21 protein-coding genes are annotated in these 25,712 nt (G+C 40.2%); 7 read left to right on the top strand and 14 right to left on the bottom strand.

The window, feature by feature from the left end; translation table 11 throughout:
- Positions 1-2 precede the first annotated feature (2 nt).
- Entirely contained in the window at positions 3-1,451 is a 1,449-nt protein-coding gene (gene sufB, locus ACQ96U_RS02055) for a Fe-S cluster assembly protein SufB (RefSeq protein ID WP_431719563.1), read from the bottom strand.
- Positions 1,452-1,842: 391 nt separating this feature from the next.
- On the opposite strand from sufB, the gene ACQ96U_RS02050 reads away from it, so the two are divergent.
- Entirely contained in the window at positions 1,843-2,325 is a 483-nt protein-coding gene (locus tag ACQ96U_RS02050; RefSeq protein ID WP_431719562.1) for an SUF system Fe-S cluster assembly regulator, read from the top strand.
- A 2-nt stretch (positions 2,326-2,327) separates the two neighbouring features.
- On the opposite strand, the gene ACQ96U_RS02045 is transcribed toward ACQ96U_RS02050, so the two are convergent.
- The 7 genes from ACQ96U_RS02045 to ACQ96U_RS02015 all read right to left on the bottom strand — a co-directional run bounded on the left by ACQ96U_RS02045 (position 2,328) and on the right by ACQ96U_RS02015 (position 13,293).
- Positions 2,328-2,735 (bottom strand): phnA protein, encoded by a 408-nt coding sequence (locus ACQ96U_RS02045; RefSeq protein ID WP_431719561.1) that lies wholly within the window; start codon positions 2,733-2,735, stop codon positions 2,328-2,330.
- A gap of 10 nt (positions 2,736-2,745) precedes the next feature.
- Complete coding sequence (locus ACQ96U_RS02040) at positions 2,746-3,282, bottom strand: hypothetical protein (RefSeq protein ID WP_431719560.1); 537 nt, start codon at positions 3,280-3,282, stop codon at positions 2,746-2,748.
- Positions 3,283-3,417: 135 nt separating this feature from the next.
- Complete coding sequence (locus tag ACQ96U_RS02035; RefSeq protein WP_431719559.1) at positions 3,418-4,353, bottom strand: diguanylate cyclase; 936 nt, start codon at positions 4,351-4,353, stop codon at positions 3,418-3,420.
- A 72-nt stretch (positions 4,354-4,425) separates the two neighbouring features.
- Entirely contained in the window at positions 4,426-4,812 is a 387-nt protein-coding gene (locus tag ACQ96U_RS02030; RefSeq protein WP_431719558.1) for a response regulator, read from the bottom strand.
- Positions 4,813-4,814: 2 nt separating this feature from the next.
- Entirely contained in the window at positions 4,815-5,330 is a 516-nt protein-coding gene (locus ACQ96U_RS02025) for a chemotaxis protein CheX (RefSeq protein ID WP_431719557.1), read from the bottom strand.
- Positions 5,331-5,453: 123 nt separating this feature from the next.
- Positions 5,454-11,615 carry a transporter substrate-binding domain-containing protein gene (locus ACQ96U_RS02020; RefSeq protein WP_431719556.1) on the bottom strand — a complete coding sequence of 2,054 codons (6,162 nt, stop codon included), beginning with the start codon at positions 11,613-11,615 and terminating at the stop codon, positions 5,454-5,456.
- A 472-nt stretch (positions 11,616-12,087) separates the two neighbouring features.
- Positions 12,088-13,293, bottom strand: a complete 1,206-nt coding sequence (locus ACQ96U_RS02015; protein ID WP_431719555.1) for a multidrug effflux MFS transporter — start codon at positions 13,291-13,293, stop codon at positions 12,088-12,090.
- 138 nt (positions 13,294-13,431) lie between these two features.
- On the opposite strand from ACQ96U_RS02015, the gene ACQ96U_RS02010 reads away from it, so the two are divergent.
- Positions 13,432-14,409, top strand: a complete 978-nt coding sequence (locus tag ACQ96U_RS02010; protein WP_431719554.1) for a LysR family transcriptional regulator — start codon at positions 13,432-13,434, stop codon at positions 14,407-14,409.
- Positions 14,410-14,445: 36 nt separating this feature from the next.
- Here the strand turns inward: ACQ96U_RS02010 and ACQ96U_RS02005 are convergent, their stop codons facing one another.
- The gene (locus ACQ96U_RS02005; protein WP_431719553.1) at positions 14,446-14,811 is read right to left on the bottom strand and encodes a hypothetical protein; all 366 of its coding nucleotides are present in this window, start codon (positions 14,809-14,811) and stop codon (positions 14,446-14,448) included.
- Positions 14,812-15,106: 295 nt separating this feature from the next.
- On the opposite strand from ACQ96U_RS02005, the gene ACQ96U_RS02000 reads away from it, so the two are divergent.
- The 3 genes from ACQ96U_RS02000 (at position 15,107) to ACQ96U_RS01990 (ending at position 18,317) form a co-directional block, all read left to right on the top strand.
- Positions 15,107-16,333 (top strand): EAL and HDOD domain-containing protein, encoded by a 1,227-nt coding sequence (locus ACQ96U_RS02000; RefSeq protein ID WP_431719552.1) that lies wholly within the window; start codon positions 15,107-15,109, stop codon positions 16,331-16,333.
- A gap of 127 nt (positions 16,334-16,460) precedes the next feature.
- Complete coding sequence (locus ACQ96U_RS01995; RefSeq protein WP_431719551.1) at positions 16,461-17,225, top strand: substrate-binding periplasmic protein; 765 nt, start codon at positions 16,461-16,463, stop codon at positions 17,223-17,225.
- A gap of 276 nt (positions 17,226-17,501) precedes the next feature.
- Positions 17,502-18,317, top strand: a complete 816-nt coding sequence (locus tag ACQ96U_RS01990) for a class I SAM-dependent methyltransferase (protein WP_431719550.1) — start codon at positions 17,502-17,504, stop codon at positions 18,315-18,317.
- 5 nt (positions 18,318-18,322) lie between these two features.
- Here ACQ96U_RS01990 and ACQ96U_RS01985 read toward each other — a convergent pair whose 3' ends face one another.
- The gene (locus ACQ96U_RS01985) at positions 18,323-18,931 is read right to left on the bottom strand and encodes a YiiX/YebB-like N1pC/P60 family cysteine hydrolase (RefSeq protein ID WP_431719549.1); all 609 of its coding nucleotides are present in this window, start codon (positions 18,929-18,931) and stop codon (positions 18,323-18,325) included.
- Positions 18,932-19,188: 257 nt separating this feature from the next.
- On the opposite strand from ACQ96U_RS01985, the gene ACQ96U_RS01980 reads away from it, so the two are divergent.
- Both ACQ96U_RS01980 and ACQ96U_RS01975 read left to right on the top strand, forming a co-directional pair.
- Positions 19,189-20,958: a bifunctional alpha/beta hydrolase/class I SAM-dependent methyltransferase gene (locus tag ACQ96U_RS01980; protein ID WP_431719548.1), complete on the top strand. Its 1,770-nt coding sequence runs from the start codon at positions 19,189-19,191 to the stop codon at positions 20,956-20,958.
- A 134-nt stretch (positions 20,959-21,092) separates the two neighbouring features.
- On the top strand, positions 21,093-22,358 hold the full coding sequence (locus ACQ96U_RS01975; RefSeq protein ID WP_431719547.1) for a dual specificity protein phosphatase family protein: 1,266 nt from the start codon (positions 21,093-21,095) through the stop codon (positions 22,356-22,358).
- A gap of 109 nt (positions 22,359-22,467) precedes the next feature.
- Here ACQ96U_RS01975 and ACQ96U_RS01970 read toward each other — a convergent pair whose 3' ends face one another.
- The 4 genes from ACQ96U_RS01970 to ACQ96U_RS01955 all read right to left on the bottom strand — a co-directional run bounded on the left by ACQ96U_RS01970 (position 22,468) and on the right by ACQ96U_RS01955 (position 25,659).
- Positions 22,468-22,878: a hypothetical protein gene (locus ACQ96U_RS01970; protein WP_431719546.1), complete on the bottom strand. Its 411-nt coding sequence runs from the start codon at positions 22,876-22,878 to the stop codon at positions 22,468-22,470.
- A 45-nt stretch (positions 22,879-22,923) separates the two neighbouring features.
- The gene (locus ACQ96U_RS01965) at positions 22,924-23,580 is read right to left on the bottom strand and encodes a hypothetical protein (RefSeq protein ID WP_431719545.1); all 657 of its coding nucleotides are present in this window, start codon (positions 23,578-23,580) and stop codon (positions 22,924-22,926) included.
- Between the two features lie 248 nt (positions 23,581-23,828).
- The gene (locus ACQ96U_RS01960) at positions 23,829-24,722 is read right to left on the bottom strand and encodes a glycosyltransferase (protein ID WP_431719544.1); all 894 of its coding nucleotides are present in this window, start codon (positions 24,720-24,722) and stop codon (positions 23,829-23,831) included.
- Positions 24,723-25,017: 295 nt separating this feature from the next.
- Entirely contained in the window at positions 25,018-25,659 is a 642-nt protein-coding gene (locus ACQ96U_RS01955; protein ID WP_431720124.1) for an MBL fold metallo-hydrolase, read from the bottom strand.
- Between the last annotated feature and the right edge of the window lie 53 nt (positions 25,660-25,712).

The raw sequence follows: 25,712 nt of genomic DNA, 5'->3' as shown, positions 1-25,712 counted from the left end.
CCTTAACCGATACAGCCTTCCAAACTGACTTGCATAAGACGATTGGCTTCTACCGCAAACTCCATGGGTAACTGTTCGAAAACATCCTTACAAAAGCCATTAACCACCAATGCAACAGCCTGCTCAGGATCAAGACCTCTTTGTTGTAAATACAACAATTGTTCATCCGCAATTTTCGATGTTGTGGCTTCGTGTTCAACCGTACCAGAGTGCTCCCCCGCTTCGATATACGGAAAGGTATTGGCAGAACATCCATCACCAATTAATAAGGAATCACATTGGGTGTAATTTCGGGCATCAGTTGCCGTAGGGTTCACTTTAACTAAACCACGATAGGTATTTTGGCTTTTCCCTGCTGAAATTCCTTTAGACAAAATCGTGCTTCGGGTATTTTTCCCGACATGGATCATCTTGGTACCCGTATCGGCCTGCTGATAATGACGGGTCACGGCCACTGAGTAAAATTCACCCACCGCATGATCTCCACGAAGAATCACACTGGGGTATTTCCAGGTGATTGCTGAGCCGGTTTCAACTTGTGTCCAACTGATTTTGCTGCGAGTACCTGCACAGAGGCCTCGTTTGGTCACAAAATTATAAATCCCTCCCCGTCCTTGCTCATCACCGGGATACCAGTTCTGTACTGTGGAATACTTAATCTCTGCATCATCTAATGCCACTAGCTCTACGACAGCCGCATGTAATTGGTTTTCATCCCGCATTGGTGCCGTACAGCCTTCAAGATAGCTGACATAACTCCCTTTATCCGCAATGATCAGTGTACGCTCAAACTGCCCAGTATTTGCTGCATTAATTCTGAAATAAGTAGATAGCTCTAAGGGACAGCGCACCCCCTCTGGTACATATACAAATGAACCATCACTAAATACCGCAGCATTCAATGCCGCATAAAAATTATCTCCTGGGGGAACAACACGCCCGAGATAAGTGCGGATAAGCTCAGGATGTTGCTGAATGGCTTCTGATATGGGGCAAAAAATAACTCCGGCTTTTGCTAAAGTATCCTTAAATGTGGTGGCTACAGAGACACTGTCAAACACGGCATCAACCGCAACCCCCGCAAGCATCTCCTGTTCATGCAGTGGAATACCGAGTTTCTCATAGGTTTGCAGTAACTCTGGATCAACCTCATCAAGGCTTTTTGGACGGTCGGCAAGTGATTTAGGTGAGGAATAATAAGCAATACTTTGAAAATCAATAGGAGCATACTTCACCTGTGCCCAGGTAGGAGGCTTCATTTTGCACCATCGTTGAAAAGCCTGTAGCCGCCAATTTAGAACAAATTCAGGCTCCTGCTTTTTAGCCGACAATTGACGAATAATGGACTCATCAAGTCCTACGGGAAAAGTATCGGCTTCAATATCGGTCACGAAGCCCGCACTGTAGCGTTGCTGCAAATGATGTTGTAAGTCGGTATTGGCTGCACACATAGTGACTGTCCTCTATCACTTTAGCCCTTAAACACTTTTGACAAACTTATTAGCAAGCAAATAACTACTCGCCTACACTGCGTGTCTTTAAAAAAATAGTCAACGTAGCAATCTATGCATACTAGAATATTTTCCTCCCAACCCGCCTAACCCGCCAAAAACCATACTAAATTAGTAAACTTTACATATCATGGTAATCCTTGAAAGCTTTAAAATCAATACTGATTTGGTATAGAATAAACAATAGAGGATGTCTGATATTAACGAAAACGGTCGCGATGAAAGCATTGTGTCATATGACTGAACACAAATTCTTAACAGCTCAACGACAGGGTTAGCTATCAAAGGCTGACTCTTTAGATATACTCAATCATAGAGGGAAGGGTTAAATATGCTTCGTATCAGCCGCTTAGCCGATTACGCGTTGATTATTGCACATCACCTACAACAGCAAGCCAACCTTATCAGTCTGGAAGCCATTGCAGAAAATACGAAAATTCCACTGGCTACCGTTCGGAAACTGTTAAGATGCCTAGTACAACACCAGATCGTTAAATCCGTTAGGGGTGCTCGAGGCGGCTATCTTCTCGCTAAACCTGGAGACTGCATTTCTGTCGCGGATATTATTGAAGCCATTGAAGGCCCTATCGCATTAACTGAGTGCGCCAAAGTCACCCAAAGCTGTCAGTGTGAACTCTCGCCTCATTGTCATTTAAAAGAACCCTGGCAGCAAATTAATCAACAACTCCATATGACACTTAAAACGGTAAAACTCACAGATATCAATGCCTCGATTTCATCTACACAACAAGCGCCCCTAGATGCACCACAGCCGATAACTACCATCGAACCTTCACCCATCAAAATTAATTAGGCCTAAACAAAGGACTCAACATCTGCCAGCCATTGATCCGCTTCCGGCGATAGGTACAACGTGTCTTCCAAATTTGTAGCCCAGTCATGCGTCTTCGCAAAATAACGTGTTAGCAATACAGCCATCACTTGAGCAGGCAAGTGATTACTCCATACCGCCGTAGAAAGGCACCGCCAATGGTCTATATTACGTTGCTTGGGATAACAGATTTGTTGCAAACAAGTTTCACATAGCAAAATACAATGCTCTATGTTGATATCAGAAGACACTGGCGGTACTTCAAATACAACTAATTTTGTTTTCCGTGCACCACAAAGTTCACACTGAGCACTGTATCGACGCACTAATTCTCTTGTGAAGTTTTCCAGCTGCTGTTTTCGCAACGTATCCCTTTGGAAACCTTTTGCCATTTGCTTTTATCTAATCTAATGCCATTAATGTATGGACCATAGCACTTGGTAACAGGAGATACCACTGTTGATTTTTGTAAGTTAATTCAACATTGACAACCTGTGACGTTTTTTTGTTACCCGCCACAGGTTCTAACCTGATAGTAACCTGCCCTTGGTGATTATTATGCCATGTACTGATTACCTTCAATTCACGATTCTGCCACGGTTTTTTTTCCATTGTCTGTTTTGCCAGCCACATCAACAATGCCTCACCTGATGTAGGCCACTGACATGGTTTCACAGCCAACTGTAAACAAACACGTTGACGATCACGTGCTGATGGCCATCGCTGCTGCAATGCACTTAACGTATCAGGGTCCACATAAGCAGCGGTATCAGTATAGTCTCCTGTGACAGAAGCTTTGGCTATCACCTTTGCTAAACACTCAATCACCTTATTGGTATTATTTGACTGATAACAGGGCAAGCTGGATTTATCAGATGAGGCAAATACACTTGTACTGAGGGATATTATTATCCCCAATAATAAACCGAATACTTTCAATTGTTGCTCCTAACCAAAGCGTTCTACCATCAGGAAAAAATCGTAAACACTTATTAAAGCACAGCTTAGCCACATTCAGAGGTAACTTGTCGCATAGTCAGTAATAAACAACAAAAAATGAGACCGAAAGAAAAACTAACCGGGAATTTCGCGAAGAGGGATTAAATTATTTGAATCAATCACGCGCACACAGTTACGCCCTGCGTGCTTGGCCAAATAAAGTGCATTATCAGCACGCCTAACCATTGTTTCAGGTCGATCGCCAGGCATGTAACTGGTTATTCCAAAGCTTCCTGTACACTGTGCAGTACCATGATTATAGTTTTCCAATGCACGTCGGAGCTTTTCAGCAAGATAAACACACTGCTGAGTACTCGTTTCTGGACAGATAATCAAAAACTCCTCTCCTCCCCACCGTCCCACCGTGTCAACTTTTCGTAAATTTGCTCTAAGCAGTCCTGCAATATTAATTAAGACACTATCACCCATTTGATGCCCATATTGATCATTGACCTCTTTAAAATTATCAAGGTCTAATAGCATAATTGAACACGGGTGCTTAAAACGTTCTGCCCGTTGTACTTCTTGGAGGTGAATTTCATCGAGTTTCAGGCGGTTATTCAGTGAGGTTAATCGATCTAAATTGGCCAGTTTTTCCAACTCACGATTTTTTAATGCTAATTCCGCATGCGCTTCAGCTAACGAATTTTGAGCGTCCTTGAGTTGACTGATATCGACAGAGATTGAATATTTAACAATTCTACCATCATGCCAAACCATGGCACTTTCCTGTAACTGATACCAACAGTCATTGGTATCATTAAAATACTCAAAAACAACCACTTTACCATTTGGTTTTCCTGAATCGTCCACCAGCTCAGGAATTTTGCAAAAGAGACATGGCTGATCCTGTTGGTAAATTTGTTGCCAACATTTTAATCCCGGCTTATGTTCTACCGCTTGTTTAAATGCATGATTAACATAAACAACCTCTCGGTAATTAACATCAACCACATAAATTCCAAATGGAATTGCATCAAACAACGCTTCAAAAATACTATCATCCAGCATGGACGAAATACCATTATTAACACTTATGGACTAAATACCATGTACTTCCTTCCTATTACCTCAAAAACCAAATTACTCAGCCTCATCACTGTATGTTTTCAATACTTTTCGAATGACTTCCTGTAACCGTGTTTCTTTGACGGGCTTCAACACGTAACCCTGAGCACCCGCATCAATCGCTTCCAGCACCATCTGCTCCTGTCCATGGGAAGTCACCATAATGATGTTAGCCTGAGGGTCACTGGCCATAATAGCTTTGGTCGCCTCAATACCATCCATATCAGGCATGGTAATATCCATCGTCACAATATCAGGCTTGACTTTTGGGTAGCTTTCAACAGCCAGTACGCCACTACGACACTGACTTACCACGTCATACCCTAGCTCCGTCAACATTTTCGTTAGCTTATTGATGGTAATGAGTGAGTCATCCACAACCATCACCCGCAGCCCTGTCATACTCACTCCAGATAGTTTAAATATTGATCAAACATATCCTTTGGTCCAACACAGACAATAACTAAATCCCCAAACTGGGTTTGTAGTGTGGTTCGATAAAACTGTGCATGACGATGTTTAACCAGACTTTTCCCTCCTGAAAACGCAACGGGAGGAGAAAAGTGAACAAGTTCTTTACAGCCTAGTAACGCTGTGCAATTACCAATAATGGTATTCAGTAAGTCACTGCCTGTTTCTTCTAAATACACTTCTTTTTCTTCAGGGGGAAAGTCAATACCAGACATGAAACAATTCATCAGATAATGCAGTAATGACACATCAAAACTGAATGCAATCATCATATTGACGGGGCCGCCCATACTTAAGATTGAAGTATAGTCACGTAGCGTTAATAACTGCACATCTTCTAAAACAAAGTCAGTTCTTTGTACTTCTATCGCGGCTTCTTCAACCAGAATTTCTTTCGCTCGGTTAGCTATGAGCGTCATTACATGGCCAATATCCACTGGCTTTGTCATATACTTACCCTTCAATCCGATACTTACTTCAGCGACTTCATTCCTAGCGTATCTTCATGCCATTTTGCTTTTTAACTCTATGAGCTTGGTAATATTCCACAGTTTAACTGAACAACTGAGCAATCACATATCATCATACTGCAGAGGAATACTCATTTTAAACTGAGTCCCTTTTCCTCGCTGACTGGTAACGCTGATCGTACCATGTAATTCTTCAACGGCTTCTTTTACGGCTGCCAGGCCAATGCCTCTACCTGATATTTCATTTGCACTTGAACAGGTTGAAATACCATGCTCAAAAACAAAAGGCAGTAATTCAGCATCACTCATCTTGGCAAATTCTGCTACTTTCGCTACATAACGCTCTTGTAACTGTGTCCGTAACGAGGTAATGGAAATACCTGCACCATCATCAACCACGGTAATTATGCAGAAACCTTCTTTGGCTGTTACTGTACAGAGTATTTCACCACAAGCTTCTTTGCCAGCTTCAAGCCGCACATCCGGAGCTTCAATTCCATGATCAACTGCATTTCTAAACAAATGAATCAAGCTATGAATTAACTTGGTGAATCGATCAGGATTAACAATGACTGACTCACCTTCCAACACAAATGACACTTCTTTAGCACAGCGTTTAGCCAAACGTTGTACTGTTTTTTCATAAGCAGCCAGCATAGTATGCAAATCGACTGCTTTCATATTCAATGCATAACGCGCAAGTGCCCTTGTTTGTTCAGGGTCAACTTCATTCGCTAACACCTGTTTAGCTTTTTTTACTAGCATATCTAACTGTTGATTACCGATAACAACCCCGCCCTTATTAGCTAAAAAGTCGTCACCAAACATTCTACGTACAACATTAAGATCTTGCTCTAAACATGTCATTAAATTACTCTCAACGACATGAATTAATACCTTTTTATAATCTTTTTTATCAGGAAGATTTATGATTTTTTGCTCCACTTCATGAATGGCATCAGGCAACCGCTTAAAACCATACTGATAAAATATACCTTTAAAGGTATGGAATTCCTGCAGAACCTGCCTCACATTGACACTGAGTGCGAGCGCTTGCGAAGATGCATATAATTGCTGTAAATTCGAAATAAACTGTTCAAATTCATCTAATAAATAAAAAATATCCTGCCCATCTGTCAAAATCGATACCACAAACTCAAGGTTTCGTCGCTCTTCTTCAAGATTTTCCTGTAATTCTTTTTCTTCTGTCATATCTGTTAAGATCATCATGATCTTTTGTTGCACATAGCGATATTCTGCGGCAATAAAACGACCAGCAATAACAAAACTTGAAGGCAACAAAGATAGAAGCATTTCTACTTTGAGAGGATTAACCGTTCTTTTTAACCGACTCAGCACTCGTTCATATAAACTAGCATCAGTATCATTGGCTAACGGTAGTAATGATGTTATTTTTTTACCCGAAGGGGGACAATGAAAAATTCGTTCACACTCAATACTGTATTGAGGCTCAACAAATAAGTTATCATCAAATGTTAAAAAGCCTTGCCCAGAATTATGTAATAGACTTTCAATTTGGTTAGACTTATATTGTAGCTGCCGATAAAGAGTGGTTATTTTTCTATTCCAAAAAACAACCACAATGATGATGCCACTGACAATCATTAATACATTCCATAGCAAACTATAATCAACGTACTCTTCCATGGTCACCTTCATCCAGTGGTTATAAATCTGCTCTTGATCTTGAACAGTGAGCGTCTCAATTGTTTTATCTAAAATACTTAATAACTCAGGGTAGTATTTACTTACACCAATACTCAGTACTTTCTCAAGATCTAATCGACCTGCAATTTTTATTTCATGAGCACGTTTTTTTTGAAGCCAGTAACTAATGGCCGCAATATCATCAACAAAACCATCGATATCACCCGAAACAACATCATTAAACCCTTTTTCTACCGTTTCATATTCAACAATATTGATACCCACATTATTTTTCTGCAGGATTTCTTTAGTAATACTGTTTGAAATAACACCAATACGTAGTCCCTGTAATGAATTAATATTTTCAATAAAAGATTTTTCCAATCTCACCGCCACCACCAACGGCAGGCGTAATAATGGTCTGGTAAAATTATACTTCTCCCGTAATGAAGGTAAATCCATTGCCGCCAATAACACATCACACGATGATCTTACGCCCTCTTTAGCGGTTACCAGTGAAAAACTCAATCCTGTTCTTTCAGTAATCAACTGCAAATAATCAGCTGTCATACCACTATGTTCACTCGTTGGTGTAATGAACTCCACAGGTTGCCAATGCTCATTAATACAGTATTTTATCTGCCGCTTTTGAGCGACAAATTTTTTCTCATTAAACGTTAAATCCAGTCTTAATCCTTCCATCACCGCATGAGAGTAGTCACCTATCCATTTCGCATTAATTTGCTGCACTTCATTTAAGCTTAATTCACTGATGCCTTTATTTAAAATACTTAACAATATTTTATTCTTTTTATTAACAGCAAAATGCAGTGCTTCATGCTGTTTATCAAGCTCAAGCACATTATTTGCAAGCACAAGATTAGTTATCCCTTCTCTTTCAATAAGGTATTTCCCAGTAGCACTACTTTCAATGGTTGCATCAGCCTTTCCTAAACTCACAAGCTTTAATGCTTCCCGACTACTATTCGTTAATCTGATATTTATTTTTGGAAAAGATTTTTTTAAAAATTCACCAATATAAAAACCTTCAGTAAATGCCAATACTTTCCCTGTTAACTGTTGTAACGTTTGATAATGATCCTCTTGACGACTAATTAATGTATTAGGAAGCTTTGCATAAGGCTTGGTAAAGACCAAATGTTCACTACGTTCAGGTGTTTTAACAATATTCACAAGGATATCAAGATTTTTTTCATACCCTTGGTTCAGCAATTTATTCCAAGAAGACTCTGTAATAAATTCAACAGTGAAACCAATTTTTTTAGCTAATAAATTGATATAGTCAACAGATAACCCCTGTGGTTTGCCATCTTCATAAAAGTCAAATGGAGGCCAATCTGTCTCATTGGCCACTTTTAACACCGGATTCCTTTTTAACCACTCTTGCTCCTCTGACGTAAGTTGTACTGTTTGTTGATGATCAGAAACGGTAGATTGTAACCATCGACTGCTTAACACCTGTTTCTCTGCATCAGATATATTGGTCAGCGCTTTATTAATAATATTTCTGAGTATTGGCCAATCATTCCTCACAGCAACGGTTAACTCATCATTGTCAATGTTCACATTGCTAGGCGCATCCACAACTTGCAACTGATGCATATTATATCGTTCTAATAAATAATGCAGCACAGGTTTAGAATCCATATACATATCTGCATCATTAAACAACACCGACTGTAACCCTTTTACGGGATCGGTTACAGAAACTAGTTTTGCTCCAGGAAAATACTCTTTTAACGTGCGCTCGTAATTATACCCTTTGACAATGGCTATACGTTGTTGCTGAAAGTTTGATTGCATTGCTTGTTGAGCTTTATTTTTATCAATCGCGGCAACAGCCATTGGTAAAATAAGGTAAGGTTGCGAAAACAACATGTACTGCTCTCGCTCGGGAGAAACAAACGCTGTATGCAATAAATCCAGTTCATGCTTACGCATCATATCGAGAAAATGTTGCCACGGAGGGCCCGTTATATACTCAAACCGTAATCCTAGATGCTTGGCAAGCAAATTCATTAAGTCAATGGAATATCCTTTTGGCACACCCTCTTCAGCATAATCAAACGGTGGCCAATCCGTTTCATTTGATACTCTAATTAATGGGTGTTGGCGAAGCCACTGCAATTCATCTTCTGTGAGTACCAACTTCATCCGTGAACTGGGTTCAAGCCTCGGAGATTTAATCCATTTTCGTTGTAATTGCTGTAATTCAATAGGTGTTATTTGTTGAATGCCTTCATTAAGGATACTAAATAATTGGGGGTCTTTTTGCGAGACGATAAAATGCCAGGAAAGGGATTTATCTACCGAGACTATTTGAGGTTGCCCTGTTATATAGATATCTGGTAGCCAATAATTCCGTGTAATATAATTAAATGTTGCTTCATGCAAAATAGCGGCATCAACATCCTGCTTACTTACTGCTTTCAACAGTGTCTGGGCATCCGAATAAACTTCCCACTGTGTTAAAGGATACTTTTTTACTAACAAATGGTATGCCGTGGTGTGCTCTACAACGCCTACTTTTTTTTGTTCAAGATCCTCTATTTGGGTTAACGCACTTTTTGCTCGGTTACCCACAAAGACTAAAGGATCAGTAAGAACCGTTGGACTGAGTACTGTATTACTGGTTGTCAGCAAATCTGGCAATTCACTGATCATTAATGAATAGTTTTCCTGTTGAAAATGCTGACGCAATGACATGACAGAATCAAGTGGAAAAAACTGAACACGTAAACCCACTTTACTTGCGAGCAGTGAAATATAATCAATAATGAACCCTTGAAACTTCTCAGGTTGCTTTTCAAATATAAATGGTGGCTGGTTATCGACTAAAGGTACTCGTAACACCGGATTTTTTCTAATCCAGCCTCGATGTTCAGGTGATAAATTCGCCTCTTCTAATTGCCTTTGTTTGGCACTTGCCTCTAAGGTTAATAAGGCTTGAGTTAAGATTGGGTATTGATGTTGATATTGAGTGATATACGCCAATTGTTCCTTAGCAGAGGTAACCGATGAAAAGGATTGAGAAAAAATATCATTTAACTGTTTTCCTCGACTATTATTCGCAAAAGCTATGTGTAATTGTTGCGTCCCAAGCCAGCGTTGGTTGAGTTTTAATGACTCCTCATTACCACGTAACTCAGGATGAGTTTGCATTAAATAGTAGTAAACTGCAGGATCAACCACACTGGCATCCACTAAACCTTTTGAAAGCGCTTGCAAGTTTCTTGCATCATCGACACTGTTATAAGTTTCAACCTCCCCAAGAGAAATCTTTCGATCCAATAAAGGATGATTTAAATAACCTTCTACAACACCAATACGATATTTTTCCAAGTCATCAATAATTCGCCAATGGATGGGATAAGCTTTACGCTGAGCCAGTGCAACATAACTTTGACCGACAGGCTTTGAGTAAATAAAACGCTTGGCTAATTCTGGATCATAATATTCAGGGAAATAACCATCATATTCTTCATTTGAAGTTCGACGAACCGCTTCCGTCCATGGTAAAAAATCAACCTTTACCTGATAGCCTACTTTCGCAAAAGCATCAACCACAATGGCTGAAGTCATCCCATTCTCAGGAAGTGTATTCCCCACAAATGGAGGCCATTCGAGTGATGCCAAACGTACCTGCTTCCCCTGCAAGCTCTCAAATAACATTTCATTTAGCTGCATATCAGAGCCAAACACGCCCATCGCCAGTAAAGCTCGACCCATCTTACGCAATTCCCCCCAGTCTGCACTGCCAATCTCAAGCTCTCCTTTTTCTAAAATAATTTCTTTTAAAGCATCAGCCTGCTGCATAAGTTTCTCTACACTGACCTGGGGTGAATAACGCTGATGAATGAGCTGTGCAGTCTCTTTGGGATGCTTTAATGCATATTGCCAACCACGAAGTGAAGCGGCGATAAAGTCTTTCACTAATTGCGGGTGTTTGGAGACATAAGCTTCAGAGGTAAATAAGTTTCCTTCATAAAAATGTATTCCCCAATCGCTCATACGCAGTACTGTATGAGGTATTTTCAATGCTTCTACTTCGGCTAACTGATCCAACCTTGACGTAAATCCGGCAATCTTTCCCTGTTGCCAGGCTTGTAGAGGATTTTGCTCCACGACAAGTTTGACCTGGTCCAAAGGAATCCCTTGTTGGTATAAAAAAACACGTGTCACCAAGTCAAGGTTATACGGATTCTCAACCGCTAAACGCTGCTCTTTTAACGCTTGAGGTGATTTATCTATTCCTTTTAATACAATCACCTTTGGGGTTTGCTTGAACAGATTGGCCAATAATAAAACAGGTTTATTCGCCAACCGTGCTTGAATAAGTTTGGCACCGGCAACGCCAAACTCAGCTTGCTGATTGCTGACAAGGTTAATGACATCATGGTCCGAGTCCCCAGTTTCAATCGTCACGGTAAGACCAAATGCACGAAAATAGCCATTATCTATAGCCGCATAATAGCCCGCATAAGCAAACTGATGAGGACCATTAATCTTGAGTTTTACATGGTGAAGTGAGATAGGTTCAGCAGCAAAAGCCACTAAGGGAGAAAACAAGGGCACAACTACACATTGAAGCACCAAAAGCCACAGAAATATGCACTGTATCAGCTTCATACAGCACAAATAATAATGAAGCTTATTTAATAATTGCTGAGAAAAACTCATTAAGCTTACTGCTCCAGGGATACCCTGATGTTTCCCTACTGCAAGTTACCTGCACTCCTTTAAAAAATTAATTACAAACAATTATCTTTCAGGCCATATAGGGTGAACCTGATTAATTTTTACTTCGTTGTAACAACTGCACATCATAAATCACATGTTCAGTAACATCACGCTTACAAATCATGTGAATCAATTATAGTCAGGTTACCTTGGTACTGCAGAAGTAATAACAAGACATATTACGTTATTGATTGGGCTTTTATTTTTTAAAAGAAAATTGCTATTTGCCTATTTGTTAAGCTTAAAAAAAAGCCGTACCCTGAATAAGAGTACGGCTTAATGGTAAGGCATTCAGTAAAAAAATAATTTATGCGCAGCTATGATTTTCCACAGGCATTGCTTGGCCTAACCAGCTTTTACTTATTAATAATGGAATAATAGCTAAGGTAATCATCACCAGCGCCAGCGACATAACATGAGGGAAAGGCATCTGCACAGTAATAATACTTGCCGCAGAAGCCATGACCATCTGTAAACAGCCTAGTGTTGCAGAAGCTGTACCCGCACTTTTGCCAAAGGGTGCTAATGCATAGCTCGCAGCCGAACCTAATATCAACGAAAAGCCACAACCCGCCACCATCACAGGTAATAAAAATCCGACTAAAGTGGTGCCTTGTGCCATGAACCCAAGTAGCATGAGTACCCCAGCAATAACAATCAGTAAACAACCCAACATCACACAGCGGTGACGCCCTAAGTAGGTCATAAGCTTGGGGGCAACTAAAAAGCTAGATGCCATAATAACCAATGCATTTGCACCAAAGCAGAGGGCAAACTGAATCTGGGTGAGCTTTAACGTTTCAATCATGATGAAGCTAGCCACAGATACATAACTACAGATCATGCCTAATGCAACCATGCAGCAGTAGCAGTAAAATTGAAAACGTCGATGTTGAAGAATTTCCCAATAGGGTCGCCAGTGCCAACGCACAGCCTCGGTATCACTGGGCCGGGTTTCATCCAACCAGCACCAAACCATAATACCTATGATACCGGCAAAGCAGGCTAAGAAATAAAAGTTTGCCTGCCATCCCCACTGAGTAGCGAGTAAGCCGCCTAACATGGGCGCCAGCGCTGGAGCAACACTAACGCAACCATTAAGATAACTATACATCTTCGCACCCTGCGCTGCAGAGAACACATCTCTAACCACAGCAAAGGCAACGACAGAGGCACAACAACTTCCGATACCCTGTAAAGCTCTCGCTGTGATTAACCAGTTTATTGTAGGAGCCCAGGCAGCGGCCAGACTACAAAGCAAATACACAACAATACCAACAAGCACGACTGGCCGCCGACCAAAACGATCACATAACGGACCCACAACCAACTGCCCAATACCCACCGTGAATAAAAACACACTCAATGTGTATTGCACTTGGTTTGCATCAGTGTGGAAGTAATCAACCAGTGACGCCATAGAGGGCAGGTAAATATCAATACCCATTGGCCCAAACAAAACAAGCGGCACGAGGGCCGCTACAAAAAATTGACTTACAACTTTAGACTTCATGTTGCAGTTTTTAAGCAGAAAGAGGTTAAAAAAAATCAACTCACACGAGGTGGTTGCGCGTTCAATTTAGTACGATTAAGATATGAATTCAAATGACTAATATTCAAGGTAATATTTCCGCCATGGAATATCACAGCCATGAAGCTAGATAAACTATCACGATATGACCTGAACTTGCTAATTAATCTTCAAGTATTACTGGAAGAGCAGAGCGTCAGTAAGGCAGCCAAACGCCTCCATGTCACCCAATCTGCCATGAGTAAAACACTGGCTCGACTACGCGATCTTTTTGAAGATCCTCTTTTTATACGCTCTGCACATGGTTTAAGACCGACACCCCGTGCCGAAAGCCTACAACCGCAGCTCGCCAGTGCCTTACAAGATATTCAGCAGCTTATTCAACCACCCAAGTTTGATCCCGCCACAACTCAACGAGACTTTACTATTGTAACAGTGGATAGTGCCTATCAGCTTTTCTTACCAAGTTTCTTTGCCCCCCTGCTACAAGCAGCTCCCAACATGGTACTTACTTTTGAAGACTGGTCTGAAGAGTCACTTCAATCGATTGCTCAAGGACGAATTGACCTTGGCATTACCGCGAGAGAGAACGCTATAGATTCTCGCCACCAACTGGAACCCATCCCACCTGGTGTAAAATTTCAACATTTATTAGAAGATCACGAAGACCATTTTGTTTGCTTAGTTCGCAAGGATCATCCCATCCTGTCAAAGCCTTCATGGCAAATTGCCGATTACCTATCACTCTCCCACGTGCAGGCTTCCTGTGAAGGGCATGACCGCTGGGCACTTGATATCACCCTGGCCAAACAAAATAAATCTCGCCGAATTGTAGTTCAGGTACCAGAATTCCATGCTGCGCTGGAAATTACCCGAAATAGTGACCTGGTATTTACCTGTCCCCATATATTTGCACGACATGCTGTACAAAACTATCCACTCGCCATGCTACCTCTTCCCATTACCATCGATACCATTACCTATCTGATGACTTGGCATCAACGGTATGAAAGTGACCCTGGGCACAAGTGGCTTCGAGAAACGCTCTACCAACATATTCGTGATAATCAAGCCTCAACAATCAACTTCAATTACTAAACAAAAACCAAGCAGGCTGTTGAAACAAATGATGGCTTATTCTTGGCGTTGGTAACTTAACAATGTCACCAATTGATCATAGAACTGATTAAATCCATAAGATCTAGCTAATACAGCTAACTGCTGCCAATCGACCTTAGGATTCATAAAAGCTTCCAACATAGGATGATCAGGAGGAAGGCGATAACGCCATTCATCCACTAGCCACTCTAACAAATCGTCAGGTAACCAGTGGTAAGGAAAGTTTTGCTGTAAAAAATGCTGCCGCGCTTGATGATTTGGCAAGTGCTGAAACTGCTCAAACAAAGACTCCATCTCTCTTTCTGTTGGGTATCGAATACTGTCTCTTTCCTCCGAGTCCATGGGAGGAGATTCTTGAAAGCACTCTCGAAATGTAGTCATGTGATAGCTCCTTGCCACATCTTTATGGGGTCGTCCATCCTCTGCCCCATTTTGCTTAATGAGTTGTTGTCCTACACACACTCACCCTGCATGCAGCAAACTTGAGGTAGTGTTCATTCAACAAACACCTGTAAACAGTATAGCTATGATTTATTCCATCAAGTTGCCAAACAGTGTCCAGAATATTAACCACAAACTAAGAGCTAATTTGATACCTCTTGTCTCCTACCCCCCATATTTCTCAGACTGAGCATCCTCATGTGCTATATTTTTTCGTGTATTAGAGATTCGCAGTATGAATGAAGAAACAACACAAATATTAATGGCACGCCAGCCTATCATTGACACTAGCTATCGAATTCAAGGCTATGAGCTATTATTTCGTGATGCTAACTTAGGTCCAACAGATATTAGTGGCGATAAGACAACATCTCGATTAATTGATCGCTTGCTGACAACCTTCACACTTGAAGAAATCACTGATAATAGTAGAGCATTTATTAATTTTACTCGCTTCTGGCTGCTCAACCCTCCCTCCTTATCTCCAGAAAACACGGTTATTGAAATATTAGAAACCGTACCGTTGGACGATGCCGTGCTTGCAGCCATTGCGCACTTAAAAAAACAAGGTTTTACACTCGCACTGGATGATGTCATTGATACTGAACGCCTGTCGCCTCTACTCAAACTCATCGATATTGTGAAAGTCGACGTATTGCATTTAAGTCCGAATGAAATTGAGCAAATAATACAACAATTAAAGCCTTATCAAATCACACTTCTAGCTGAAAAAATTGAAGATCATGAAGTTTTTCATTTTTGCAAGTCATTAGGTTTTTCATTATTTCAAGGTTTTTTCTTCAGCAAACCTCAACTTTTGTCAGGAAAGGAACTTAATGCCAGTAGTTTGGCTGTCATGAACTTGATAGCACAATTACAAGACCCCGATTGTAAAATCGAAAATATTGAACAAATTATAAAACAAGACCCTACCCTTTCCATAAAACTTTTAAAATGGGTCAATAGTCCTTTATACCGCCGCCGTAAAGAAATAGATTCCATAAAACAAGCCATACTACAGTTGGGGCTTGATAGAGTTCGTAACTTTGTCACTTTATTATCGTTAAGTCATTTGCAAGAAAAACCTTCTATCCTTTCTCAGATGGCTCTGACCCGTGCCAGCATGTGTGAATGGTTAGCAAAACATCACTTAAAGGTTCCCGCCGCCCCTTACTTCCTAGGCGGTTTATTGTCTTTAATTGATGCATTCTTTGACCAACCTAAGGCTGATGTACTTGATAAACTTCCTATCGACGCCAGACTAAAGTCAGCCATTCTTAATTACGAAGGTCAACTTGGACAAACCATTTTAGCGGTTTCCTATTATCAACAAGCATTATGGGACTACATTCAATTTTCAACGTTAGAGTCTATCCAAGCAGGTCTATCCGATTTAAATCAGGCATACATCAACGCGATTCAGGAAACCAACCAATGGCTGGACGTTGCCAGTGGTCAATAATATTCATCCATTGTTATTACAAATTATTCTAACCTTTCTGTAGAAAACTGCTCTCTGCATACGTATTATCCGAAATAGCACACATAAATAAAAAGAATTCAAGTGCTTAACAGAGGAGAGCTGTAATATGCGCTGTACGCTGCAAAAAGTACTTTTAGGAATCTGTTTTTCTCTCACCCCACTCGTTTCTTATAGCTACCAAAGCGATACCATCCAATTAGCCACCGGTGAATGGGCTCCTTATGTCACTGAATTTGAGCCAGGCAATGGATTTATCACTGAAATTATTAAAGGAACCTTTGAGACTCAAATGAAACTCACGCCTAACGTTAAATTCATGGCCTGGCGTGGTTGTGAAGCACATTTACGTTATAGTAAGGTAAGGGCCATTTATCCTTATTATCATAATAAAAAGCGAGAAAGATACTTTGCTTTTTCAGACCCCATTGCAGACTCAAATACTGTTTTCTTTTATGTTAAAGATAATATCCAATCTCCACCTCACCAGTGGGAGTCATTAGCAGACTTTACGCAATACCGTATGATTATTCCGAACGGTTACTCTGATGAAGAAAAGTTACGTGCCGCTAACTTACAAGTAAGCCTGGCAAAAGATGAAGAAACGGCTTTTATCGAACTATCTGCAGGCAAGCACGACTTTTTACCACTTGCAGAATTAGTTGGCTGGAATTTATTACTTAAAAAATTCCCTGACGCCAAACAACGCTTTGCGACACTGAAGAAGCCATTTAACCATGCCCAGCTTCATTTAATGTTTAATAAACATGACTCACGTGGTTTACAGATTATGGAAAAATTTAATAAGGCATTGAGTGCTTTCAAAACAACTGATGACTATCAAAAAATACTCAATAAATACGGCATAAATTAGAACCTATCTTATTATTGCCTTAATAGCCAAGGACGGTGAACACCACCAACATTAAACCAGTCTAAACCTTCTAAATTCTTTCACATAACCTTTCATAATTGATTTACATAAATTAAGCGATACTATTCGCTTTGTTTTCGCTAGAATAGTCAAACGTTGTACAGTGCTTAGTCCATGAAGCATAATTTTTTTGTTATCGATATAACGCTCCATAATAAAACCGGACAAAGCAATCAATTGCAAAGGATAGTGCTCTAGATACCAAGGAGGTGTCAAATGACTCCGCTGGCTACACGGTCAACACGTGCCAACACTTTTACTGTTACCACTTCTTCGCACCTAACGCCTGATGACGACATGAACCACTATCAACAAGAGTATAAAGTTGATTTCGTTGATAAATGGGATGAGGTCATCGACTGGAAACGTCGCCAGCAAAGTGAAGGAAATTTTTTTATAAATACGTTACATGAATATGGCGTAAAACGAGTACTTGATGTCGCAACAGGCACTGGTTTTCACTCTATTCAACTCTTAAACGCCGGTTTTGATGTAATAAGTGCAGATGGCAGCACTCATATGCTGACAAAAGCATGCAACAATGCAAAGCAATATGGTCTCCACTTAAAAGTAACCCAAGCCGATTGGCGATGGCTAAACCGCACCATTCATGACAAATTTGATGCAATTATTTGTTTAGGCAACTCATTCACTCACCTTTTTAAAGAAAACGACCAAAAAAATGCTTTAGCAGAATTTTATCGTTGCTTAAAACATAATGGCATACTGATTATAGATCAACGAAATTACGATGCTATTTTGGATACGGGATTCAACGCGGCACACCAGTACTACTACTGTGGAAAAAGCGTCTCAATTCAACCAGATTATATTGACGAGCAACTACTTCGTTTGCGTTATGCTTTTTCTGATGGCACTCAGCATCATCTTAACCTTCACCCACTCCGTTTTAGTAAAATGGTAGCACTTCTAAACGGAGCAGGATTCAAATACAAAAAAACATTGGGTGACTTTAAAGAGGTATACCATACCAATGAACCTGACTTTTTGATTCATATTGTTGAAAAATAAGTGGCCTAGTTTTCAGATAATAAAATGGTTTCTAACTGTTGATCAACTAACTGACTTTGAGGTGTGAGTGTTTTTCGGTTCCAAGGAATACGACCAAAATACCATAACCGCCAAAACCATAAATTTGTATCTGGGTTACTTTTTAATAATTCTTCAAATGTTACTACTTTACCCAGCTTCAAATTTAACGCCTCAGCATATACATGGTGGACAAATTTAGAACAATATTGTCGTTTAGCATTAAAATCAAAACCTAAGTGATACAAAATTCCCATACGGCTATCAATGCTTGCTTTCAGTAGCAATAACTGTTCTCTTGATAAACCTCCATTAAGACGACGTATACAAACTTGCGTACCCACGGTTCTTTTTAAAAACTTTTTTAATCGTGTTTTTCGGCTAAAAGGAACGGCACTTTCTGCTACCCACCATTCATTGTTTTCCCGAATCACAATACCTACGTGGGATGTCCAAGTATTCGTCGTTTGTGCAACCTGCTTGTATAATGCACTTTTGATCGAAATAAAAATTAAATCACCTTCCTGTAAATGACAAGCTACATGATCATGAAAATCTGTCAGTGAATCACTTACCTTTGCAATGACCTGATGCATTAGGACCTCTCCTTAAAGGGCTGTTCTATGGTGCGCTAAAGTTAAATGCACTGTAATCACTAAAAGACTTATAGCACAGCATCCTGATTAAGGTATTATATAGTGATACTTACGACGGTATGAGGTGAGAGGTTATCTATCCCCAGTGGCTCTTCCAGCAAAGTTAGGAGAAACTGGCCTAACTATGAATCACATCACATACTTATTTCCATTCAGCTTTTTTACCTGCAAAGAAAACGGTAGAGGGAGATCCACTCATGACACGTGCACCGTTAGAACGTAACTTCAATAGCTGGGATAACACACAACTGTTTTACCGGTATTGGCCCCCTCACCCAACTGGACACTACGCCATTATCCTCTTTCATCGAGGACATGAACACTCAGGGCGTTGGCAAGAAATGGTCGATCAACTCAATATCCCTACCCTTCACCTGTTTGCCTGGGATGCCCGTGGCCATGGATTATCGCCAGGTGAGCGAGGATATGCGAACAACCTGAATGAACTCGTCAAAGATGCTGATAGCTTTATTCGCCATATCGAAAAGGACTACCAAATTTCAATGGACCGAATGATTATTCTTGGCCATAGCGTGGGTAGTGTCATTGCCAGTACCTGGGTCCATGACTATGCTCCAGCGATTCGCGGTTTGATCTTAGGTAGTCCTGCACTACGCGTTCGGCTCTATGTACCCTTCGCCATTCCAGCATTACGGCTCCTCTTAAAGTACCGCCCCAAATCGTTTATCAGCAGCTACGTCAAAGGGCGTCTACTCACTCATGATCCAGAAAAAATAATTGAATATGACAATGATCCACTAATATGCCCTGCAATTGCTGTCAATGTCTTGGTTGATTTATACGATGCAGGTACTCGATTAATACAAGATGCAGGCGCAATCACGGCTCCAACCTTGCTACTTTGTTCTGGGGCTGATTTTGTTGTCAAACAACATGCTCAACGCCACTTTTATAATCACTTACCTAACTTACGAAAAGAAATGCAAGTTTTTCCTGGTTTTTTTCATGATACCTTCAATGAAATCAACCGCCATTTACCTATTGCAAAAACACGGATGTTTATTCAAGACTTATTAGCCCGGCCTACTCCAGACATCGATCTTACCAATGCGGATAAACAGGGCTATACCTATGAAGAGTACCAACGACTTTTAAAACCTTTACCTAAAACCAACCCTAAATTTTGGTGGTTTAAATTACAGCAGAAATTACTCTATTCTGTTGGTTCTCTGAGTGATGGCATTCGCATTGGTATTCAAGATGGCTTTGATTCTGGACGTATGCTTGATTATGTCTACGCCAATAAACCAGCAGGAAAATTCCTGGTCGGTAAATGGATAGACTGGTGTTATCTTAACGCTATTGGATGGCGTGGTATTAGGCTACGACGAAAACTGATTGAAGAAGTCCTAAATGATGCGATAGAGCAACAGCTCACACAGCTTAAAGAAGTAGCTATTCTTGATGTCGCTGCAGGTCATGGACGCTATGTGTTGGATGTCATTCAACGCTACCAAAACCAACCATTACATGTATTTTTACAAGATTATTCAAAAGCGAATGTCGAACAAGGACGACAACGTATAGCTGAACTCAATTTATCATCACAAGCCCAGTTTCAACGGGGAGATGCATTTGATGCACAAGCGATAGAACAACTTAGCTTCCGTCCCTCAATTATAATCGTTTCAGGGTTATACGAACTTTTTAGTGACAATGATGCAGTGATGGGCTCTTTACATGCGTTATATTCTATCCTCGCCCCTCAGGGTTTATTAATTTACACCAACCAGCCCTGGCACCCTCAGTTAGAGTCGATTGCACGAGTATTAACCAGCCACCAAGGGGGTAAACCATGGATAATGAGGCGTAGAACTCAACAAGAAATGGATCAATTAGTTCATAAAGCTGGCTTTTATAAAGTAGATATGTCCATAGAAAAGCACGGCATTTTCAGTGTATCAACCGCAGTAAAAAAACCACAGTGTCATCCGCAATTACCATGAAAAATCAAAACGTATTCAAGCAAGCATGTTTTTCACTGGCTCTTTTAGGGCCACTTTTTTTTATCAGTTATGGACTTGCAAACTATATAACTTTTCTACGAGCTCCTGTACCCTCAATATACTTTGAGTGGGAAATGTCAATTCCCGTCATCCCCTGGATGATTATTCCTTATTGGAGCATCGACCTGTTTTTTGCCTTATCACTTTTTTGTTGTAAATCAACGCAAGCTCTCGCTGTTCTGACCAGACGTTTAGGATTTGCTATTTTAGTCGCGGTACTTTGTTTTTTAATTTACCCTCTACAGTTTGCCTTTTCACGACCAGAAGTTAATGGCTTATTAGGTGACTTATTTAACTTATTGTATGCCTTTGATCAACCTTATAATCAGGCACCTTCACTGCATATTGCATTATTAGTTATTCTCTGGCTGCACTATCTCCCCCTTTGTAATCGCCTTTTTAAGTTTATAATCCATATTTGGTTTAGTTTAATTATTGTCTCTGTTTTATTCACCTATCAGCATCATTTTATTGATATTCCTACTGGGCTAGCACTAGGTTGGCTAAGCTGCTACCTGTTTCCAACCATCAACAACGAAAATCAGCAATCCCACCTGACTAGCCGAAATAGTTCATCTTTTTGGCAATGGCAAGGATTGATCAATTCGCGCTATAGTATCATTTATGGTTTGTCGGCATGTTTGTGTGTAGGACTTTCTTTTATCAATCCTCCAGCCACACTTATTTTTTTATGGCCTGCTTGCTCGCTACTGATTATTAGTCTTGGCTATGCTGGATTGGGTGCAAATATTTTTCAAAAAAATCGAGGTAAACTTCAACCAGCAGCTCGCTGGTTACTTTTTCCCTATCACTTAGGCGCTTTACTTTCATGGTTTTGGTACACAAAAAATCAACCCGCTTATCAAATTGTAGATACTCAATTAGCCATTGGTCGAAAACTGAATACAAGAGATTTAAATGCTTTATCAGCACTGAAACCTCTAGCAATGATTGACTTAGCAAGTGAGTATAGTGAGCATTTTCAACTTATAAATCCACAAGTACCTTATTTATCCATCGCCATCATGGACCTTACCCCACCTAATAATGAACAATACATCCAGGCCACTCAATTTATTCGTCATTACCAACAACAGGGCTATCAAGTTTTAGTCCATTGTGCACTTGGTTACTCTCGTAGTGCTGCCATGATTATTGCTTATTGGCTAGCAATTGATCGTTTTAACACGCTTGATGAAGCAATACATCATCTACAAACATTACGTCCTAATACCGTACTCAATCAGCACTTTATAAGCTCGCTGAATACATTCCATCAAAACAACGATTCACATCACTTAGTAGAAACATCCGTGAAAAACTTTTCAAATGCCTGCTGACACTTTTTATATAGCATTTTATACCAACAACATTGTTTAATGAGGCTAGCCTGATTGTCAAAGGCTAGCAATAATCATAAAAATGATTTATGAAGGGTATCAGGTATTATTACTCAGGTAGTTTGGGAATACACAACGCAAAAGCTGACTCACTATCGGCACCAGCCATACAAACTGCAGAAAGTTGATATTTTTTCCAACGTGCTTGACAGTCTAAAGTCATATTATGCAGCTCGTTGCTATTAGTAATAGCCAGTGTTAGCTGTTGAACTTGTTTATCCTTTGTTAAATCTACACCTTGTTTTGCTGCTCTTTTTTTTGCTTTATCGAGTATATTAGGCATGTAATGCTTCATATTTTTCATCGCTTTATTACAGTACTGCTTAATGGACTCTTGCTTCTGCTGTGTTTGTTCAACTGTTTCACTCACAGCCGCATTGACATTTATTCCTCCAAATAAAAAAAGACATAGTAGATAATGTAAAAAATGCTTTTTTATTTGCCATAACCTGAATTTCATGGGCATTACCCTCAAATTATAATAAATTGCCAGCGGTATAAAGAATCACATAATCTCTGCAATAGACCAATAATAAATATCACTAGGTGCTAACCAATAGACGGTTTCAAAAGGAAAATTCAAGGTAAACCAATAAAAGGCTTCACTAATCCCTAAACGTTGATAATATGCTAAAAAACTTTGATGTTCAGAGGACTCGGCAGTAAACTCCCAACCTTGTTTACCACTCACACCTTGCCAGGAATGCACCCCCAATCGAGCGTCAGAATGGATGTAACGCTGCTTGCCCGCGAGAAAAAAATCTACGCCGCCTGAAATGATGGTACTCTTTGCAGTTGCGCACAGTGTAATACCAGACTTTCTTATGATTACCCCAGCCTGTCGATTCGCCTCATCATCAATTGAGCCTGGTACATAGCCCATCACAATAAGTTTTATTGACTCATCACTCACTAATGCCTGAACTTTTTTTACAATAGAGCTATCAATCACCCCTTGCATTAAAACCCAATCCGCCCCCTGTTTTATAAAGGTCACAGAACCAACAAAAGAAGAAGTCGCTTGTAAAGTATGACAGGCTGTCAGGGGATTCGCCTTACAATAAGCATCACCAGAAAAATAAACACATAATGTGAAAGTCAAACAATATCCGTAGTGATTACATCGTGCCTGAAGGTCTATTAATATAGAATTTTTCTTCACAGCAACAGCCTTTAGAAAAACATTAGTTTATGAACAGAAATAGTTTTATAAGCGTAGTCTATTCAATAAATCCTTTTAGTTTTTTTTATAGATTCAGCATACCCTTTTATGCTAAACATTTATTTTGACCATAAAAAAATGGTTGATACTCTTATTACCGAGTCAACCATTTTTAGAAATCAGAGTCTAACCTTGCTGTTAATCATTACGACATATTAACGGGAACCTGAGTAAAATCATTCTATATACTAAGTTTCCTTATTTATTTTTCGCCAGGCCAATATATCAAAGTAAGTATCGAGCCCACGCCAACTTAACTGTATTTCTTGCAAATAATGTTGATACATGAACTTCACATGTTCAGGTAAGTATTGTGGACCTTTAGTCGTTAAAATGGCTTTTATCATTTTATTTTGCCAGTGACGAATGCTATAACGCTGTTTACGCCGGTAGTATACTTTCCACTCCTGCCAGGATAGCCAATTCATTGGTTTATATGTAAAACGTGCCAACTCACAGACACCTATTCGCGTTCTGTCCCAGCCTCTTGTTAAATCAAGATCAAAACATGCTAGTGCACCAACCAGGCTATCTTCACCAATCGTACCCACAGGTAGTTTGATATTTTCATCTCGCACACGTTTCACAAACTGGTGTGGTAATGCATATAAATTACCTGCCAAACCACCACGCGTAATCATTGTAATGGTCTGTTGCTTAGTTCCCCGTCCCACATCCATTGGTATCGCTGCCAGTGCATTCTTTTTAGGATGCGCTTTTTGATACTGATATAACTGGTATAGAGAATCGCCTACGACCTCACAGTCCCCATCCAAAAAAATGTAAGTTTCAGCCTCTGCCACGACTTCATGAACAAACACATTCCAGGCATTTGATTTATCACCTTCCTTGATATCCACTAGATTTACCCATGAATGTTGCTGCTGATACTCTGCAACAACCTGTGCCGTGTTATCAGTGCAACCATTTGCCAGCACATAACACTGGTATGCCCCTTCAGGCAACGCATTGTGTGGTGAATTGATAATACTGATACGAATGCTTTCTAAGCAGGTAGTGATACGAGCAGCTTCATTATGTGCAAAAACTGCAATCGCTAGGGCAGGATTTGAGTCCATCATGCATTTGAATCCGTGATTACTACTATTACGTGTATTGTTACGTGAACTATGGGTTTTTAAATCCCTTCTTCATCCCTAAACTGACACAACCCCGCATCAGTGACTAAAGGGTATTTAAACCACGGTAAGTTTCCAAAAAATAGACATGATGGCTAGCATTCACATACAAAAACGTGAACTAACGTGAGTAAAGTTGCTTATTTATCAAGGGAAATCACAAAATGCTGTAGCGACAAGGTGCCCTTATCCTCAAAGAACATGTTAAGAGCACCTTAATTAAAAAGGATGTATCAGCTCAACCAAACTGACCACTCACGAAAGGGTTGGTGCGACGTTCTCTTCCCAATGTGGAGTTGGGCCCATGACCGGGTATAAATTCTACATCATCACCCAACGGGAAAAGTACAGATTTAATTGAATGGATTAAAGTATCAAAGTCGCCTTGAGCGAAATCAGTTCGTCCAATAGACCCTGCAAACAGTACATCTCCCACAAACGCCAGCTTGCTTTCCGCTTGAAAAAAGACTACATGGCCTGGCGAATGTCCTGGACAATGCAATACTTGAAATTTCAGTGCACCTACTTGTACTTCATCCCCTTGCTGTAACCAACGATCAGGCTGGAAGCTCCTCACAGGTGGAAAACCAAACATTGAGGCTTGCATCGATAATTGATCAATCCAAAAACGATCCGCTTCATGAGGCCCTTCAATCGGCACATTATAGTGCTCTGCTAGGCTGGCGGTGCCTCCCACATGGTCCAAATGTCCATGAGTCAGTAACAATTTTTCGATAACCGCCCCCGTTTCGTCAACGGCTCGTTTTAAAATATCTGTATCACCACCAGGATCAATTAACGCGGCACGCTTTGTCTGCTGACAAATGACTAAAGAACAGTTTTGCTGGAAAGGTGTAACAGGAATGGTAAGAACTTTCATCGGGGCTAATGCTGTAGTGGTCATTGTTATCCAAAGACTAAAAAAGGCAGTTG

This window comes from Zooshikella sp. RANM57 (genome assembly GCF_050749885.1).
GTDB lineage: Bacteria > Pseudomonadota > Gammaproteobacteria > Pseudomonadales > Zooshikellaceae > Zooshikella.
Note: the sequence above shows the minus strand (reverse complement) of the source record. Positions and strands in the feature narration are given on the sequence as shown.